Origin of the sequence: Arthrobacter sp. Rue61a, assembly GCF_000294695.2 — a bacterium.
GTDB classification, from domain to species: domain Bacteria; phylum Actinomycetota; class Actinomycetes; order Actinomycetales; family Micrococcaceae; genus Arthrobacter; species Arthrobacter aurescens_A.
In genome coordinates this window covers 595,357-610,414 of record NC_018531.1, presented here as the reverse complement: position 1 = coordinate 610,414, position 15,058 = coordinate 595,357, and the positions used below count along the sequence as shown (strand labels likewise).

At 61.2% G+C, this 15,058-nt stretch carries 18 protein-coding genes; 7 read left to right on the top strand and 11 right to left on the bottom strand.

What is annotated here, in order from left to right; all coding sequences use genetic code 11:
• The first annotated feature begins 406 nt into the window (after positions 1-406).
• Complete coding sequence (locus ARUE_RS02970) at positions 407-700, top strand: DUF503 domain-containing protein (protein ID WP_011773377.1); 294 nt, start codon at positions 407-409, stop codon at positions 698-700.
• Here ARUE_RS02970 and ARUE_RS02965 read toward each other — a convergent pair.
• Positions 697-1,338: a GntR family transcriptional regulator gene (locus ARUE_RS02965; RefSeq protein ID WP_011773376.1), complete on the bottom strand. Its 642-nt coding sequence runs from the start codon at positions 1,336-1,338 to the stop codon at positions 697-699. The two genes, ARUE_RS02970 and ARUE_RS02965, sit on opposite strands and share 4 nt — an antisense overlap.
• 221 nt (positions 1,339-1,559) lie before the next feature.
• Here ARUE_RS02965 and ARUE_RS02960 point away from each other — a divergent pair, with 221 nt between their 5' ends.
• The 6 genes from ARUE_RS02960 to ARUE_RS02935 are packed head-to-tail and all read left to right on the top strand — an operon-like array spanning position 1,560 to position 6,805.
• Positions 1,560-2,921, top strand: a complete 1,362-nt coding sequence (locus ARUE_RS02960) for an MFS transporter (protein ID WP_011773375.1) — start codon at positions 1,560-1,562, stop codon at positions 2,919-2,921.
• The gene (locus ARUE_RS02955) at positions 2,918-3,712 is read left to right on the top strand and encodes a carbon-nitrogen family hydrolase (RefSeq protein WP_011773374.1); all 795 of its coding nucleotides are present in this window, start codon (positions 2,918-2,920) and stop codon (positions 3,710-3,712) included. The genes ARUE_RS02960 and ARUE_RS02955 overlap by 4 nt, the downstream gene beginning before the upstream one ends.
• 37 nt (positions 3,713-3,749) lie before the next feature.
• Positions 3,750-4,433: a DUF2848 family protein gene (locus tag ARUE_RS02950; protein WP_011773373.1), complete on the top strand. Its 684-nt coding sequence runs from the start codon at positions 3,750-3,752 to the stop codon at positions 4,431-4,433.
• Positions 4,433-5,905: a 4-hydroxyphenylacetate 3-hydroxylase family protein gene (locus ARUE_RS02945; protein ID WP_014920678.1), complete on the top strand. Its 1,473-nt coding sequence runs from the start codon at positions 4,433-4,435 to the stop codon at positions 5,903-5,905. Before ARUE_RS02950 ends, ARUE_RS02945 begins: the two co-directional genes overlap by 1 nt.
• A gap of 2 nt (positions 5,906-5,907) precedes the next feature.
• On the top strand, positions 5,908-6,279 hold the full coding sequence (locus ARUE_RS02940) for a cupin domain-containing protein (protein WP_011773371.1): 372 nt from the start codon (positions 5,908-5,910) through the stop codon (positions 6,277-6,279).
• Between the two features lies 1 nt (position 6,280).
• Entirely contained in the window at positions 6,281-6,805 is a 525-nt protein-coding gene (locus tag ARUE_RS02935; RefSeq protein ID WP_011773370.1) for a flavin reductase family protein, read from the top strand.
• A gap of 122 nt (positions 6,806-6,927) precedes the next feature.
• On the opposite strand, the gene ARUE_RS02930 is transcribed toward ARUE_RS02935, so the two are convergent.
• The 10 genes from ARUE_RS02930 to ARUE_RS02885 all read right to left on the bottom strand — a co-directional run bounded on the left by ARUE_RS02930 (position 6,928) and on the right by ARUE_RS02885 (position 14,838).
• A complete protein-coding gene (locus ARUE_RS02930) occupies positions 6,928-7,248 on the bottom strand; it encodes a putative quinol monooxygenase (RefSeq protein WP_011773369.1) in 321 nt (106 codons plus the stop codon).
• A 122-nt stretch (positions 7,249-7,370) separates the two neighbouring features.
• On the bottom strand, positions 7,371-8,264 hold the full coding sequence (locus ARUE_RS02925) for a carbohydrate ABC transporter permease (RefSeq protein WP_014920677.1): 894 nt from the start codon (positions 8,262-8,264) through the stop codon (positions 7,371-7,373).
• Positions 8,264-9,289, bottom strand: a complete 1,026-nt coding sequence (locus ARUE_RS02920) for a carbohydrate ABC transporter permease (protein WP_187329914.1) — start codon at positions 9,287-9,289, stop codon at positions 8,264-8,266. The genes ARUE_RS02925 and ARUE_RS02920 overlap by 1 nt, the downstream gene beginning before the upstream one ends.
• Positions 9,286-10,695 carry an N-acetylglucosamine/diacetylchitobiose ABC transporter substrate-binding protein gene (gene ngcE, locus ARUE_RS02915; RefSeq protein ID WP_014920676.1) on the bottom strand — a complete coding sequence of 470 codons (1,410 nt, stop codon included), beginning with the start codon at positions 10,693-10,695 and terminating at the stop codon, positions 9,286-9,288. The genes ARUE_RS02920 and ngcE overlap by 4 nt, the downstream gene beginning before the upstream one ends.
• Before the next feature lie 177 nt (positions 10,696-10,872).
• On the bottom strand, positions 10,873-11,499 hold the full coding sequence (locus tag ARUE_RS02910) for a tetratricopeptide repeat protein (protein ID WP_014920675.1): 627 nt from the start codon (positions 11,497-11,499) through the stop codon (positions 10,873-10,875).
• 96 nt (positions 11,500-11,595) lie between these two features.
• A complete protein-coding gene (locus ARUE_RS02905; RefSeq protein ID WP_011773364.1) occupies positions 11,596-12,006 on the bottom strand; it encodes an MmcQ/YjbR family DNA-binding protein in 411 nt (136 codons plus the stop codon).
• Between the two features lie 49 nt (positions 12,007-12,055).
• A complete protein-coding gene (locus ARUE_RS02900; RefSeq protein ID WP_286140240.1) occupies positions 12,056-12,859 on the bottom strand; it encodes a polysaccharide deacetylase family protein in 804 nt (267 codons plus the stop codon).
• A gap of 138 nt (positions 12,860-12,997) precedes the next feature.
• Positions 12,998-13,423 carry a CoA-binding protein gene (locus ARUE_RS02895; protein WP_043469730.1) on the bottom strand — a complete coding sequence of 142 codons (426 nt, stop codon included), beginning with the start codon at positions 13,421-13,423 and terminating at the stop codon, positions 12,998-13,000.
• Positions 13,424-13,432: 9 nt separating this feature from the next.
• Complete coding sequence (locus tag ARUE_RS02890; protein ID WP_014920673.1) at positions 13,433-14,287, bottom strand: hypothetical protein; 855 nt, start codon at positions 14,285-14,287, stop codon at positions 13,433-13,435.
• On the bottom strand, positions 14,284-14,838 hold the full coding sequence (locus tag ARUE_RS02885; RefSeq protein ID WP_011773360.1) for an RNA polymerase sigma factor: 555 nt from the start codon (positions 14,836-14,838) through the stop codon (positions 14,284-14,286). The genes ARUE_RS02890 and ARUE_RS02885 overlap by 4 nt, the downstream gene beginning before the upstream one ends.
• Between the last annotated feature and the right edge of the window lie 220 nt (positions 14,839-15,058).

The window sequence follows — 15,058 nt, the reverse complement described above, 5'->3', positions numbered from 1 at the left end:
CGATCTTCGAGAACATCCGAACAACAGAATATAGCCCTCGCGCCACAGCGCCGGACTTTCTAGTCAATGATCGGCAGATTGTACTTTTACCTTCACAAAGCGAGCATGATATGGGCTGAATTCGCAAGGTACAAATCACTCAAATCTAGGCTGTGGATAAGTGCAGCAGGTGGTCCAGCACGTTTTCCGACTGACGAATGCGTCCGAGTTCCCGCTACGCTCAGCATGAGGTCATCTGTGTCGGATAGAAGGCGACCAGTCCCGCGCGGAACTTCGTCAGAGCGACGGGGTGGTTGAGGTCAGATTCCGAAACAGGAATCCTTGAAGACCACGCGAGACCTGCCTCGAACGCAGTAAAGGATCTTGCGCTATCGGTACAAGATTTGGTTTGCGGCGATAATGAACCATGTGGATCGGTTGGATTGAGTTCGACGTCCTCTTGGGCGATGTCCATAGCCTGAAGGAGAAGCGCTCGCTCGTACGGCCCTTGGTGGCCGAACTGAAGCGGCGCTTCGATGTTTCTGCTGCGGAAACCGGGCTCCAGGACCAGCACCGGCGGGCGCTGGTTGGCGCCGCTGTGGTGGCACCGGACCACGCGCATCTTCAGCAAGTGCTCGACGCCGTTGAACGGTTCGTGGCTGCCCGGCCTGAGTTTGAGCTGCTCAGCGCACGGCAGCGGGAGCTGCACAGCGAGGACTAATAGCCGATGACCGCCAGGCGCGTTGAGTTCAGGTGGGCGTCGATCGCTTGGTGTGCCGCATCCAGGCTGCGGCTGCGCAGCGCATCCACAATGAGCTGGTGCTCCCTGAGGACATCCCCTGCGCGGTCCGTTTGCTGGCTTACTGCCTTGACGCCGATCCTGAGTTGCTTTTGCCGGAGCGAAGCGTAGAAATCGGCAAGGACGGGATTACCTCCGGCACGGACCATGAGGGTGTGGAACTCGGTATCCAGTTCGATGAACCGGGCGGGATCATCCTTGGCTTCCTGCTGCTGGTCAATGACGCGCTGGAATGCGTCGATCTGGGCATCCAGCATGCTCTCCAGTGCCGAGACCGCCCATTTCTCCACCACGGACCTGGCCTGCAGGATAGCCCGGACGTCGGGGTCGGAGATGGGGGGCACGAAAGCGCCTTTGTGCGGGATCCGTTTGACGAACCCTTCAGCTTCGAGGCGCAGCAATGCCTCGCGCACGGGCGTACGTGACGTACCGGTGGTCTTGGCCAGGACCGCCTCGTTCAGGAAGGTTTCTTCCTCCCTTGGCAGGGCTGAGATGAAGCTTTTCATCCATTGGTAGGCCACTTCTGGCTGCGACTGTGCAGCGGGGGTCATCTGGATCATGCAGAGCCTTTCTCGCGAAGCCCACAGTATACGAGTTGCATTCCGGATGTTCCGGACGTCCCGAAAAACTTCTCCCCTAACTATAGACAGGTTGTATACAACCCGTCTACAGTGAAGTTCAGTGACTCCGCTCACGCACCGGAAAGACCCCAATTTCCTGGGAGCCCCGGCCACCGGTTCCACCGGCAGCCCGCCGCTCCCCATCGCAAAGGACCTCCAGAATGACCGAATTGAAGAAAGCAGAACTGAGGCAACAGAAGCACTCAAGCCTGCCCGTGGTGGCCGCTTCAAGCCTGGCCGGCACCGCGGTGGAATGGTATGACTTCTTTCTCTACGGCACCGCCGCCGCATTGGTATTCAACAAGCTCTACTTCCCCACCGACGATCCTTTGGTGGGCACCATGCTGGCACTCGGAACGTTCGCGGCCGGCTTCCTGGCCCGCCCCATCGGGGCCATAGTGCTGGGCCATCTCGGCGACAAGCACGGCCGCCGCGCAACCCTGGTGGCCAGCCTGATGCTCATGGGCGTAGCCACCACCCTCATTGCCTTCATTCCCTCGTACGCTGCCATCGGCCTTGCAGCACCCTTGCTCCTCCTCCTGCTCCGCCTGATTCAGGGGTTTGCGCTTGGCGGCGAGTGGGGCGGAGCCGTTCTCCTCGTCTCGGAGCACAGCAACGAGAGCACCCGTCGTGCCTTCTGGGCTTCCTGGCCCAATATGGGACCACCCCTCGGCAACCTGATGGCCGCCGGCGTCCTGGCCATCCTCGCCGCCACCATGCCGGAGAGCGAGTTCCTGGCGTGGGGTTGGCGCATCGCGTTCGGATTGTCTGCCCTGCTGGTGGTCATTGGCCTCATCCTGCGGCTCTACGTGCAGGAAACCCCGCTGTTCAAGGAAGCACAGCGGAAGCGCGAGGCCGAAGGCAACAAGGAACGGAAGATGCCGCTGACCATCCTGTTCCGCCGCAACTGGCGCGAAATCCTCATCGCCACCGGCAGCAGGATGGGCGAGAACGCGGGTTTCTACATCTACTCGCTGTTCATCATCACCTACGTCACCCAAATCATGGGACTGCAGAGGCAGACAGGCCTTACCGCCGTCATGATCGGCCAAGGAGTGGCCGTCGTCGCCATTCCCATCCTGGCGATCTACGCGGACAAGGTAGGCAGGAAACCCATCCTCATTGGCGCCTCGATTGCCACCATGGTGTGGGCCTTCGCGTTCTTCTTCCTCCTGAACACGGGCCAAGTGTGGGGCATCATCGCCGCAGCCGTCGGAGGCCTGTTGATCTTCGCGGCCTACAGCTCGGTGATCGGCGCCTTCTTCTCGGAACTCTTCCCAACGGACGTCCGGTACAGCGGTACCTCGGTGTCCTACAACCTGGCGTCGCTGATCGCCGGTTCCTTGTCCCCGATCATCGCCCTGGCACTCTACAGCGCTTTCGGAACCGGCTATGCGATCGGCATCTACCTCGCCGCCATGGGCTTGATCTCCATGGTTTCGGTGATGTTCGCCAAGGAAACCAAGGGCCTGAAGCTGAGCGATTTGGACGAGCCGACCAGCAAAGAGAAGGAACAAGCATGAAAATCGCACTCGTCCAGGTGGCCAGCCCGGATTCCGAAACCCGCGAGGACCGGATTGATCGTGTCGAAGCGATTCTCCGCGGGATCAACGGCGCCGAACTCATCGTGCTCCCTGAACTCTGGAGCGCCGGCTACTTCCACTTCGACGAGTACGAGGCATTGGCCGAAACGCTTACCGGTCCCACCGTCTCCATGTGCTCACGGGTAGCGGCGGATCTGGGCGTATACCTCCACCTCGGCAGCATCATCGAGGCCGGCCAGGACGGGCAGCTCAGCAACACCTCCATCCTGCTGGGGCCGGACGGCAGCGTGGTCCACACCTACCGGAAGATCCACGTGTTCGGCTACAAGTCCAAGGAAGCCAGCCTGCTCACAGCCGGATCCTCGCTTCCCGTGGTTCCTTTGCCGTTCGGATCCGTTGCCGGCATCACTTGCTACGACCTCCGCTTCCCTGGCCTGTGGATGGAGCTGAGCACACGCGGTGCGGAGATCGTCATAGTCCCCGCGGCCTGGCCGGCAGCCCGACGGGAACACTGGCGCCTGCTCACCACTGCCCGGGCGCTGGAGCACCAGATCTTCGTGATCGCGTGCAACGCCGCAGGAACCCAGGAAGGTGTGGCACTTGGCGGGCACAGCAGGGTGGTGGACCCATCCGGCACTGTCCTCGCCGAAGCGGACTCCGACGAGGCCGTCTTGATGGTGGACATCGATCCCCTGCAAGTGGACGCCGTCCGCAGCGAATTCCCTGTCATCGGAGACCGGCTCCCCGCCTACAACACACTCACCGTTTAGACCCCAAGAACGTTCAGAAGCCCTCCAAGGAGACGGAATGGAAACAACAAGGCAAGTCCCACTCACCTTCAGGGTGGTGGGCACGGACCAGACAATCGTGGTCTCGGATTTCCACGGAGTAGTGGCTGGTTACACCGGCCGGGATCCGAAGGCAGTCCAGCACCACATCGACGAATTGGCAGCCATAGGCGTAGCTCCGCCGCCAGAGGTTCCCATGTTCTACCGGATGGACTCGGACCTGTTCGAAACTTCCGGGGAGCATGACACGTCGGAGAACCTGACCTCCGGTGAGATCGAACCCCTCTACATCCGCCACAACGGCCAGTACTACCTCGGCATCGGCTCTGACCACACGGACCGCGACATCGAAGCCCGGGACATTGGCGATTCGAAGCGCGCATGCCCCAAGCCCGTCGCAGGCGAGGTTATCGCCGTCGAATCCTTGGAGGACCTCGACCTCGATACATGCACCGCGCGCTCGTGGGTTGACGGAACCCTGTACCAGGAAGGTTCGTTGAGCGGCCTGCGCAAGCCGGCCGACGTCGTCGAGCGCCTTTTGGCCCGCACCGACATCGGCGACGCAGACTTCATGTGCCTCGGCGGCACCCTGCCGCTGCTGAACGGAAAGTTTGTGGATGGAACTTCCTGGAAGTTGGAGCTCTCCTTCCCGAATGGGACCACCATTGAACATAACTACAAAATCAAGAAAGGCTCACTCTGATGAGGACCGGAAAAGAGTACCTGAAGTCCCTGAACGATGGCCGGTCGGTGATCCTCGACGGCGAGGTTGTCGGCAACGTCCTGGAACACCCGGCCTTCGCGAACGTTGCCCGGACCATGGCCGAGCTGTTCGACATCGCAGCTGATCCCGAGAATGGAATGCAGTTCCATTCCGAGGAAATCGACGGGCCTGCCAACCGCACGTTCGCAGCTCCCCGCACGCAGGAAGAGTTGGTCCTGCGCCGTCAGGCGATCGAGAAGTGGGCCAAGCACACGCACGGCTGGGTGGGCCGCAGCCCGGACCATGTTGGTACCTTCTTCGCCGCCTTCGGCTCCCACCCGGACGTCTTCAAGAACGACGAGCGGGACTTCGCCGGCAACGTGGAGCGGTACTACAAGAAGATCCTGTCCGAGAACCTGTACCTTTCCTACGCGATCATTCCCCCGCAGGTCTCGCGCGCAACCACAGCGTCCGGTTGGGAAGGCGAATACCTTCAGGTCGGCGTCGTGCGGGAAACCGAGGAGGGCATTATTGTCCGCGGTTCCCAGATGCTCGCCACAGGTGCCGCGATCGCCGACGAAGTCTTTGTCACCTGCATCAAGCCGCTGGGCCCGGACGACGTTGACTTCGCGGTCAGCTTCGCCATCCCTGTGGCCACCGACGGCCTGAAGCTCTACTGCCGCCGCCCGTTCGCGCCCGCCGCAACCAGCGACTTCGACTACCCGCTCACCAGCCACTACGACGAGCCCGACGCCTTGGTGGTGTTCGACGACGTGCTCATCCCATGGGACCGCGTGTTCATCAACCGGAACATCGACACCCTCCGCCGCCAATTCTTCGACACCGGCGCCCATGCCCTGGGTAACTGGCAGGCACAAATCCGGTTCTCCACCAAGCTGAAGTTCATCGCGTCGGTGGCCCGCAAGGTCACTCAGGTGAACGGCACGGACAAGATCCCCGGCGTCCAGGAGAAGCTGGGCGAGCTCGCCGCAATTGTGCAGTCGGTTGAGTCGGCCGTCCTCGCCGCCGAATACACGGCAACAACGGACGACGCCGGCATGCGCGTTCCGGGGAAGAGCGCACTGTACGGGGCAATGGGCTTACAGTCCGAGACGTACCCCCGCGTGATCTCGATCCTCCGCGACCTGGTGGGTGGCGGCGTCCTGCAGCTGCCGTCCAGCATCGCCGACATGACCAGCAGCGTGACCCGCCCGGACATGGAACGCTACGTCCAGTCCCCCGGCGTTACCAGCGAGGAGCGCGTGAAGCTCTTCAAGCTTGCCTGGGACATCATCGGTTCCGAATTCGCCGGACGCCACCAGCAGTACGAAATGTTCTACGCCGGTGCACCGTTCGTGGTCCGAGGCGCTTACACGTACCGCAACTACGGCTACGACGCCCTGGTGGCAGAGCTGGACACCTTCCTGGGGTCCTACAGCATCGCGAGCGCCACCGAATCGGAAGGGATCTGACCATGGCAAAGCCGGAATTCGAGTTCACCCCCGTATCGTCGGTGGACTTCGCACCCTGCAACCCGCACATCGAAGGCCTGTCCGAGGCCATCCTCGCCAGGGATTCGGACAACGACAGCGTCACGCGCATCCTCAAGTTCGAGCCCGGCACCGACACCTCACCCAACGGCGTCCTCACACATGATTTCTGGGAAGAAGTCTTCATCTTTGAGGGCTCGTTCGTGGACCAGCGCCTAGGCCGGACCTTCAAAGCCGGCGACTGGGCCACCCGTCCGCCGGGCATGGAACACGGGCCATGGGTTTCGGAGAACGGAGCCAAAATGTTCGAAGTTCGGTATTACACGGAGCCGACACCAGCGGAGCGGAGCAACTGACATGAGCCTGGCACCAGCCTTCACCATCCCCGACGCCATGGGGATGCGCCGCGCTATGGGCCGCTTCCTCACGGGCGTCGCCGTGGTCACCACCCAGCATGAGGACGAGCAATATGGGATGACCATCAGCTCGCTGACCTCCATCAGCTTGGAGCCTCCCATCCTGATGATTTCGCTGAACTTCGGTACCCGGACCGGCGAAGCCCTGATGGAGAGCGGCAAGTTCGCCGTGTCCATCCTCGGCGCCAAGCAGGAGTCGGTGGCACGGCGGTTCGCAGTCCGCGGCGGCGACCGCTTCGGCGACGGAGACTTCGACATCACCGACAACGGCCTTCCCGTGATCAAGGGCGCCCTCGCCCAGGCGGACTGCACCGTTGTGCAGCAGTACGACGTCGGCGATCACCAGGTCTTCTTCGGCCAGGTCACCACGTGCCGGGACAGGGACGGCGAGGTGCTGGCGTTCAAGGCGGGCCGCTTCGGCTCGTTCAGCGACTTCGGCCATGCGGAGATCCCCTGGATGTTCTGAGTAGTACGGTCACGGGCCTGTGCCACCACGACCTTCTTTGAATCACAACCGCCCCCGACACGCCTTTTTGAAGGTGTGTCGGGGGCGGTTTGCTTCCAAAGTGGGTGGATGCGGTACAGCCGCTACGCGATGGTCAGTTCACCCATGCGGTCCCAGCCGCTGCCTTCGAACTGGCGGCTGATGATGTGCGGGGTCTCCACCAGTGCCTGCGGCATGTCTGCCATGGCCTTCTTGAAGTGATCGCTATTGACGTGGGCCTCCGCGGCGTCGTCCTGGAAAGCTTCCACCAGGACGAACTCGTTCGTGTTGTCCACGCTGCGGGACCAGTCGAACCACAAGTTGCCGGGCTCTGCGCGGGTCGCCTCGGTGAAGTCGGCCACCAGGTCCATCCAGCGCTCGGACCACTCGGGCTTGACGTTGAACTTGACCACAATAAAGATCACGGGCTGCTTCCTTTCGTTGCATTACAGAATCCGTTCCATTCTGTCACTGCCTTTAACGCCCGACGGCGGCCCCCACCGTTTAGGTGAGGACCGCCGTCGAACGCTGTTTTAGCTCGGTTGTACTACTTCGACGTGCCCTGCGATACGGAACCCTGCAGCTGGCGCTGGAAGATCACGTAGACGATGAGCACTGGAATGACGGTGACACTGACGGCTGCGAACAGCGCGCCGTAATCTACTGCGTAACCCATCTGTCCGGCGAAGGCCGCGAGCTCTTGTGACAGGACGCGAGGACCGGCGGCGTTGATGGACACCGGAATGAGGAACTGGTTCCACAGCCCCAGGAAGTTGAAGATGGCAACCGAGGCGAGGCCCGGCTTTGCCATCGGCAACATGACCTGGAAGAACGTCCGCCACTCCCCTGCTCCATCGAGGGCTGCTGCTTCGGTGATTTCGTGCGGCAGCGACTTGAAGAAGGAGAACAGGAAGAACACCGTGAACGGAAGCGCGAAGCCCACGTACACCAAGATGAGGCCCGGCAGGGTATTCAGGAGCCCCATGTTCCTCAGGACGAAAAACAACGGCACCATGGCGAGGAAGATCGGGAACGTCAGTCCAGCGAGCATCAGGTAGTAGATCGCCCGGCTGCCCCGGAAGGTGTAGCGGGCCAGGACGTAGGCACACATGGCGCCGAGGACCATGACGATCACCAGTGCGACAGCCACAACCAGCACGGAGTTAAGGAAGGCAGATCCAATGCCTGCCTCGCTCCAGGCCTTGACGTAGTTATCCAGTTTCCATTCAGCCGGCAAGGCGAACGGCGAGGCGAAGATCTCGCTGGACGTCTTGAAGGAGGACATGAAAGTCCACAGCAAAGGAAGAATGACGATCAGGGTCCAGATGGTCAGGGCGGTGTGCGACACCGCTCCCACCACTTTGTCGCCCGTGGTTGTTGCCGGGGTCCGCGGTTGGAAGTGCAATGACTTCATTTCCGGAGTTGAGACTTTGGTAGTCATTACAGGCTCACATCCTTATCGCCGCCGGTGAGCCGGTTGACCAGGAAGACCAATCCGGAGAAAATCAGCGTGGCAACGGCCAACACGACGCCCATGGCGCTGGCGAGGCCGAACTGTCCCTTGCTGAATGCGGTAAAGAACAGCTGCTGTGCCATGACCAGCGTGGAGTTGTCCGGGCCACCGCCCGAGTTGAGGGCTGCCATGTAAACGAAGGCATCCAACGCCAGGATGCCCATGTAGATGTAGGCAGTCTGGATGTTGTCCCGAATCAAAGGGATGGTGATGGACACTGCGGTGCGGAAGCGACCGGCGCCATCGATCCTCGCGGCCTCGAAGAGCTCGGCAGGAATGCCCTTGATGCCTGCCACGAACAGGACCATGTAGAAGCCAACAAAGCCCCAGACGATCACGAACATGGTAGCGATCATGGCGGTGTTCTTGTCACCCAGCCAGGCGAAGTCCTTGAACTGGTCAAAGCCGAGTCCGGTGAGGATGCCGTTCAGCAGGCCTCCGGAGGGATCGTAGATCTGTCCCCACATGATGCCGATGGCGATCGCCGGGATGGTGTACGGGAAGAACGACACAACACGGTAGAAACTGGAATTCCGTAGGCCCTTGATCTGGCCTTTGCTGCTCCCGCCAACCGTCACCAAGGACGCCAGCACCAGGCTGAGGATGATAGTGATGATCGGGAGGAAGATGACCAGGAGGATGTTGTTCCCCATGGCCTTCATGAAAATGTCGTCCGTAAAGATCTTGGCGTAGTTCTCCAGACCGATGAAGTTCTGGGTAGGCGAAAAACCTGACCAGTCGGTCAACGAGTATCCAAACGCCTGAACGAAAGGCCAAATCACGAACAAAAGGTAGATCGCCAGCGGTAGTCCGAGGAACACCGCGAAGAAGCTGACCTTGTCCCACGTCAACGGCTTCCGACGCCGCTTAACCACTTGCTGCGGAGCCGTGGCCGGAACGACGGCGGTCAGCCCGTCGTCGCTCCGGCTCTGCTGAGTTTTCACTGAAGTCACTTCACTTCGATCTTCTTGACCGAGCTGTCGTTGCGGACCTTGTCGGAGATGTTCTGCAGCGCGGAGGTGAGGGTTGCAACGTCCGACTTGCCGTCCAGGAAGCTGTTCCAGACAACCAGCTGATCCTTGTTGGTTCCGTAGAGGTCAATGAAGTTCCACGTGAAGATGTCCTCACCAGCGTCAGCGAGCAACTTGGTCTGCGAGACCAGCGCCGTGGAACCGAATCCGTCGGCCGGGACTGTGTCCTTGACGATGGTGGGAGCAAGCTTGGTCTTGGCGAAGTTCGTTGCAGCTTCCTTGGACAGCATGATGCGGAGCAATTCCTTGCCACCGGCTGCGTTCTTGCCCTGCGACGGAACAATGAACGGCTCGCCTGCAGCGCTGTGGAGGGACGTGTACGGCAGCTTGGGGCTGGCGCTGACAGTGGGTACGGGAGCACCCATCATGTTGAAGCCAGCCTTGGTCTGGTCCTTCATTTCGTTTTCGATCCAGGAACCCGACGGGTAGAACACGGCCTCCTGGGCGTTGGTCCACTGTGCCTGGGCTGCGGTGAACTGGGTGCCGGAGCCGCCCGGCTTGAAGAAGCCGGCCTTGACGATCTTGTCCAGTGCCGTGAAAACGGACTGGATAGCGGGGTGGGACCACGAGTCGGCCGTGAGGTTTTCCAAGCCGATGCGGACTTCGTCGCCGCCCTCCTTGATTGCGGAGGCAATCGCCATTTCCTGGTAGTACGTGGCAGCTTCCTTGCCCCACACGAACAGGTACTTGCCCTTGGCCTTGGCCTGCTCGCCCAAGGTGTACATCTCATCCCAGGTCTTCGGCAGTGTCCAGCCGTTTTCCTTGAGCAGGGAATCCGAGTACCACATGGCGAACACGGTCAGCACGTAGTTCAGGGCGGCAAGCTTGCCGTCGAAGGTGCCTGGAGCCAATACGCCGGTGTACAGGGTGTCCTTGATGACCTTGCCTTCGAGGTTCTTGGCCTCTACAAGGGGGGTCAGGTCCTCGAGCTGGGCCAGGATGGTGCTGAAGCCAATGGCCTTGGCCCCGGAGTTGTCGATGAGGTCCGGCGGGTTGCCACCGACGAAGCGCGGCTGAAGCTCCTGCGCGATGTCCGTGGACGGTGAAATCTTGGCCGTGGAACCCTCGTGGGTCTTTTCAAAGATCTTGCCGGCGAACTCGACGTAGTCGATGCCGTAGCCACCCTTGAAGATCACGGCGTCGAGGGTTGCCTTTTCCGCCATGCCAAACGGGTTGGTGTCGGAAACAGTGCCCGTGGGGCCGGTGGTAGTGCCGCCGCCACCCGCGGCACAGGAAGCAATGGTTCCTCCCATGGGCACGAGCACTGCTGCTGCGAGTGCTCCGCGCAGGAATCCACGGCGACCGACGGACTGGTGCTGAACGTTCATTTCTAAACCCTCCAGTGACTCGTAGTGTCAGACTGTTGCGGCAGGAAAGCCGTTCAGTCGGACAGTCTGGGTTGGCACTCTGGCAGCACCAACCTTCTGTGACATAATTCACCACGAATGATCGAAAATCAATCTTTCTCGGCAGTTTCGATCAACATTTGTCAAAGCGTGATCTTCCTACGGACCTTCTGCGAGAGCTTTTCCGCACTCCGTTATCGCATCCCGGGCCATGGCCCTCTGCCGCTCAGTTCCCAGTCGTTCCGCCCATTGTTCGGCCAATTGGTACTCCACCAAGGCTTCGGTGAGCCGCTTTTTACCCTGCAGTAACTCGCCGAGGCTTGCGTGCAAAGCAATCATCCATCGCTTGGTTCGCTCATCATGGGCCGTGGAGGCATATTCCAGTGCGCTGCGCATCCAAACTTCGGCATTCGCGGCATCTGCGATCGAGAGCATGTGCAGGGCATCGACGGCCAGGAATTCCTCACCAAGATGGTCCGCCAACTCGGCCGCCTGTTCCAGGAGAGGCACAGCCATGGCGCCTCGTCCGCCGGAGTTCAAAACCCGCCCGCGCTCAAGGAGGATACGCACGCCCACGGTTGGCTCGTCGTCGTCAATGTTGTCCAGAAGGGCGTCGGCTTCTTCGAAGCGGCCCTGCAAACTGATGGCCCGCCCAAGCTGGGTTGCCAACTCGGCGCGTTCGTCGGCGTCGTAAGCTTTCTTGCTCATCGCGGCGCGGAACGTCGCCTCGGAGGCTGCCGGATCGCGAAAGTTCCAAAGGTGGTCCAGTGTCTTCTGATCCAGCATCAAACCGCTCCTGACCAGCGCATGGCTGAGGTCTTTAGGTATGCAGTATCAATCTAGTCCCATGTCAGCGCCGTGGGGAGGGGGTTTGCGGGCGTGTCAGTTGCCTTGCGGTTTAGCGAGCCTGGCCCAGCCGAGTTGCTCCTGTTGCCGGCGGCTCAGAGTGGCCACCACCAGGTCATAGGAGTCCTCCACCATGTCCCGGATCATGTCGTCGGGCAGTGTTCCATCCAAGCGAACGCCGTTCCAATGGGTCTTGTTCATGTGCCAGGCACCGGTGATCTCGGGGTTCGCTGCCCTGAGTTGCTCGGCCAACGCGGGCTCGCACTTGAGGCTTACGGACCAGTTCTCCGGATCCATACTGGACAGTGCGAACATCTTGGCCTCTTGACGCGAACCACCGGCGACGGCGGAACGCACCTTGAACACGGAGGTTTCAGGCCCGAACGGGAAGTCTTCGAACGCGCCGGGAAAGCCCAGGCAAATGGCGCGGAGGGTGGGAACGTCCATGGGGAGAGCCTACTGGTGCTCCGAGCGAGGGGCCACGCTGATGCCGCGCCTATGCCACGCCGAGGAAGTCCTCCAGCAGCACCACTTCCAGTCCCGCCGCCAACTGGGCGGCGCGGAAAGCAGCGAGGTCGGCTGCAAACTCGGCCCGGAAGTGCATGAGGACAATATCGCCGGGACGCAATGCGTTGCCCACCTGGTAGTCCATCTTCCCGGCGTTTGCTTTCGCCTCCCACGTAATGATCGCCTTCATGCCGGCGTCAGCCACAGCTTGGCGCATCACATTGGAATATGCGCCTCCCGGCGGCCGGAACAGTGTAGGACGGCGCCCATAGTGCTGCAACGCGTACTCCTGCATGCCCACCATGTCGTTCAGCTGCTGCTGGTAACCCCACTGCCGCACCATATTGATGTTGTGGGTCACCGTGTGGTTCTCGATCAAGCTGCCCTGGGCTTTGAACGCGTTGAAGAACGCCGGGTTGTCCGCGACGGTGTCCTTGGTGAGGAACAGTGACGACGGATAGTCGTACTCCGCCATGAGCTTGATCGACTCCGGTGTTTTGATGTTGCCGTCATCGATGGTCAGGAACACCACCGGATGCTTGGTCTCGATTTTGGTGATCACCGGAGCCAGGCCACCAACGATCGGCGGCAGCTGGTAATCCGGGATGAAAGTGCGCCGGATGCGTTTGGTGGGCGTGGGGGTGGGCGTCGGGGACGCGGATGCGGCCGGAACCCCAGGCGACTCGGCAGCGGCAGTCGGCGTCAGCGCCGGCGTCGGGCGTTGAGTGGTTCCAGCGCCTTGAGTGGTTCCAGCGCCTTCAGCGGCAGTGCAAGCCGACAACCCTGCCACCACGGAAGCACCTAAAACACCAAAGACGGCCCGTCTGCTGGGAGTGGAAATACGCACCGCAGAATGGCCGCCGAACATGGCTGTCCCCCAAGACTCAAGAAATGATTCAGCTGCAATCTAGCAGATGAATCCGTCCTCGAATTACAGGCCGTAATGCCAGCCTTCACGTGCCGGGCACGAGTTGACCACCACGTCCAGTCCGGCTTCGCGTGCGCGCTGTGCGGCGTCGTCGTCGAAGACGCCCAACTGCAGCCACACGGCCTTGGCGCCGATCGCAATCGCCTGATCTATTACCGCGCCTACGCGCTGGGAATTAACGAAACATTCAACAACGTCGATGGGGTGCTTGGCCTCGGGAATGTCAGCAAGGCTCTTGTACCCCTTTTCGCCGTGCACATCCTCGCCCTTGAGGTTGACGGGAATGATCTCCATGCCCATGGTGTCCCTGACATAGAGCGAGACGTCATACGCGGAGCGCCATTGGTTGGTGCTAAGGCCCACGACGGCCCAGGTGCCTTTGGTTCGCATCAACCGCTCGACGACGGCCGGATCGTTGACATGCATCATGACCCAAGCCTAATGGTCGCCGCGCTTAAGCCACTGCTTCCACTTGTCGACGCCGCCTTGGAACTGCTCTTCGGCCCGTTGGTTGATCAGCCCTGGAGGCACGTGTCCGGGCCTATTACCTTCCACTCCGGGCAAGGGCTTCGCGGGCTTCCCGGCATCCTGCGGCGAAGCATCAGGCTTGGCGGCTTGTTGCTTCTCGTCTTTGGCCGGGCCCGGCTCTGCCTGCGGGCTGCGGGCAGGGTTTGGGGCGACGTTGCTCGGCGGGGCATCGGCGGGAGGTTGAACCACTGAGGGTACCGGCGGCTGTGCCTGTGCTGCGGGTGCCTGTGGTTGTGGTTGAGCCAGGGCCTCGGTGGGTGCCGCTGCCTGTGCCTGTGCCTGTGTTTCCGTAGGTGCTGCACTGCCGGGTACGGGAATGGATGAAGCTGCCGGGATGGGCGGAACCGCTGCAGGATCTACCACCGGAGCAGGTTCCGTGGTGACGCGCGGTGCGTCGGGAACCGGCAGTACGGGCGCGGCTGCCGGCTGCGGACTGTAGTTACCCAGGAGTTCATCGATGAAGGAGGGGTTCCGGGTGAACCCGGAACTGGCGGCGGCAACCCCGCTGACGCCGAGGCCCATTGCTGCCACCACGGCTACGCTTATTACTGCCGTTCGGTGCTTGTGCCTCCAGCGGCGTTTGCTGACTTCATCATGCGGACCAGCCAGCATGGCGGAGAGCTCCGGTCCCGGCGTTGGGGCTTCAAGGTTGGCGAAGGAACCCATGGAGAGCAGCGCCTGCCGGATGTCAGCGGCGTCGACCAGATCAGCGTCGAGCAGCAGCTCGTCCACCATCGCTTCGCGTTCACTATCCCTATATGTCATGGCGACACGTATTCCTTCACTGCCGAAAGCTCACGGAGCGTTATGAGTGCCCGCCGCTGCAGTTGCTTCACTGCACCAGCGGATTTCCCCATGATCTCGGCAACCTGGTCAACGGTCAGGCCTGCCACAATGCGAAGCGTCAGAACCTCCCGCTGCTCGGCCCCGAGGTGGTCCAACAGCGCCATGACCTCATACGGTGCCAAGCGACCCATGGCTTCGGCCTCGGCCGAACTCGCTTCCCGTGTATCCCGCTCAGCCTCGAACTCGTGCTGTTCGGGCGACCTGCTTTGCTTCCGGTGCTCATCCACCATGCGGGCATGTGCCACCGAGAAAACGAAAGTCCGGAGGCCGTGGACCCCACCGTTGATGCCATCCAGTCGGGGTAGAACGGCCAGGAACACGTCCTGCGTGACTGCTTCCGGATCTGACACACCTTTGGCCGTCAGATAGCCCAGAACCTGACCGGCATATGCCTGGTAGACGGCGCCGAACAGTTCCGCGTTATTGCCCTTGAGCGCCTGAAGCGCTTCATCGGTCAATGCGTCGGTCACAGAAATGAGGCTTTCGGTTGGCGGCAGGTCCGTTGCTTGGGTCTGGACGTCCGCTTGTCACCAACGGACGACCCCACCAAGGGTAACTGCTCTATCTGCCCTTCCGTGGAAGGACCCGCTTGCCCGACAAACACCCTGGAGACAAGGAAGAGCCGAGCTGGAACATGATGGGGGACAAATTCCAGCTCGGCCCTTTCAAAGACGTAATCGTCACGGCACG

Excerpts from the sequence above, each read along its gene's own strand:
- ARUE_RS02970 (WP_011773377.1), top strand. The coding sequence starts at position 407 with ATGTGGATCGGTTGGATTGAGTTCGACGTCCTCTTGGGCGATGTCCAT.
- ARUE_RS02965 (WP_011773376.1), bottom strand. The coding sequence starts at position 1,338 with ATGATCCAGATGACCCCCGCTGCACAGTCGCAGCCAGAAGTGGCCTAC.
- ARUE_RS02960 (WP_011773375.1), top strand. The coding sequence starts at position 1,560 with ATGACCGAATTGAAGAAAGCAGAACTGAGGCAACAGAAGCACTCAAGC.
- ARUE_RS02955 (WP_011773374.1), top strand. The coding sequence starts at position 2,918 with ATGAAAATCGCACTCGTCCAGGTGGCCAGCCCGGATTCCGAAACCCGC.
- ARUE_RS02950 (WP_011773373.1), top strand. The coding sequence starts at position 3,750 with ATGGAAACAACAAGGCAAGTCCCACTCACCTTCAGGGTGGTGGGCACG.
- ARUE_RS02945 (WP_014920678.1), top strand. The coding sequence starts at position 4,433 with ATGAGGACCGGAAAAGAGTACCTGAAGTCCCTGAACGATGGCCGGTCG.
- ARUE_RS02940 (WP_011773371.1), top strand. The coding sequence starts at position 5,908 with ATGGCAAAGCCGGAATTCGAGTTCACCCCCGTATCGTCGGTGGACTTC.
- ARUE_RS02935 (WP_011773370.1), top strand. The coding sequence starts at position 6,281 with ATGAGCCTGGCACCAGCCTTCACCATCCCCGACGCCATGGGGATGCGC.
- ARUE_RS02925 (WP_014920677.1), bottom strand. The coding sequence starts at position 8,264 with ATGACTACCAAAGTCTCAACTCCGGAAATGAAGTCATTGCACTTCCAA.
- ngcE (WP_014920676.1), bottom strand. The coding sequence starts at position 10,695 with ATGAACGTTCAGCACCAGTCCGTCGGTCGCCGTGGATTCCTGCGCGGA.
- ARUE_RS02910 (WP_014920675.1), bottom strand. The coding sequence starts at position 11,499 with ATGCTGGATCAGAAGACACTGGACCACCTTTGGAACTTTCGCGATCCG.
- ARUE_RS02905 (WP_011773364.1), bottom strand. The coding sequence starts at position 12,006 with ATGGACGTTCCCACCCTCCGCGCCATTTGCCTGGGCTTTCCCGGCGCG.
- ARUE_RS02895 (WP_043469730.1), bottom strand. The coding sequence starts at position 13,423 with ATGATGCATGTCAACGATCCGGCCGTCGTCGAGCGGTTGATGCGAACC.
- ARUE_RS02890 (WP_014920673.1), bottom strand. The coding sequence starts at position 14,287 with ATGACATATAGGGATAGTGAACGCGAAGCGATGGTGGACGAGCTGCTG.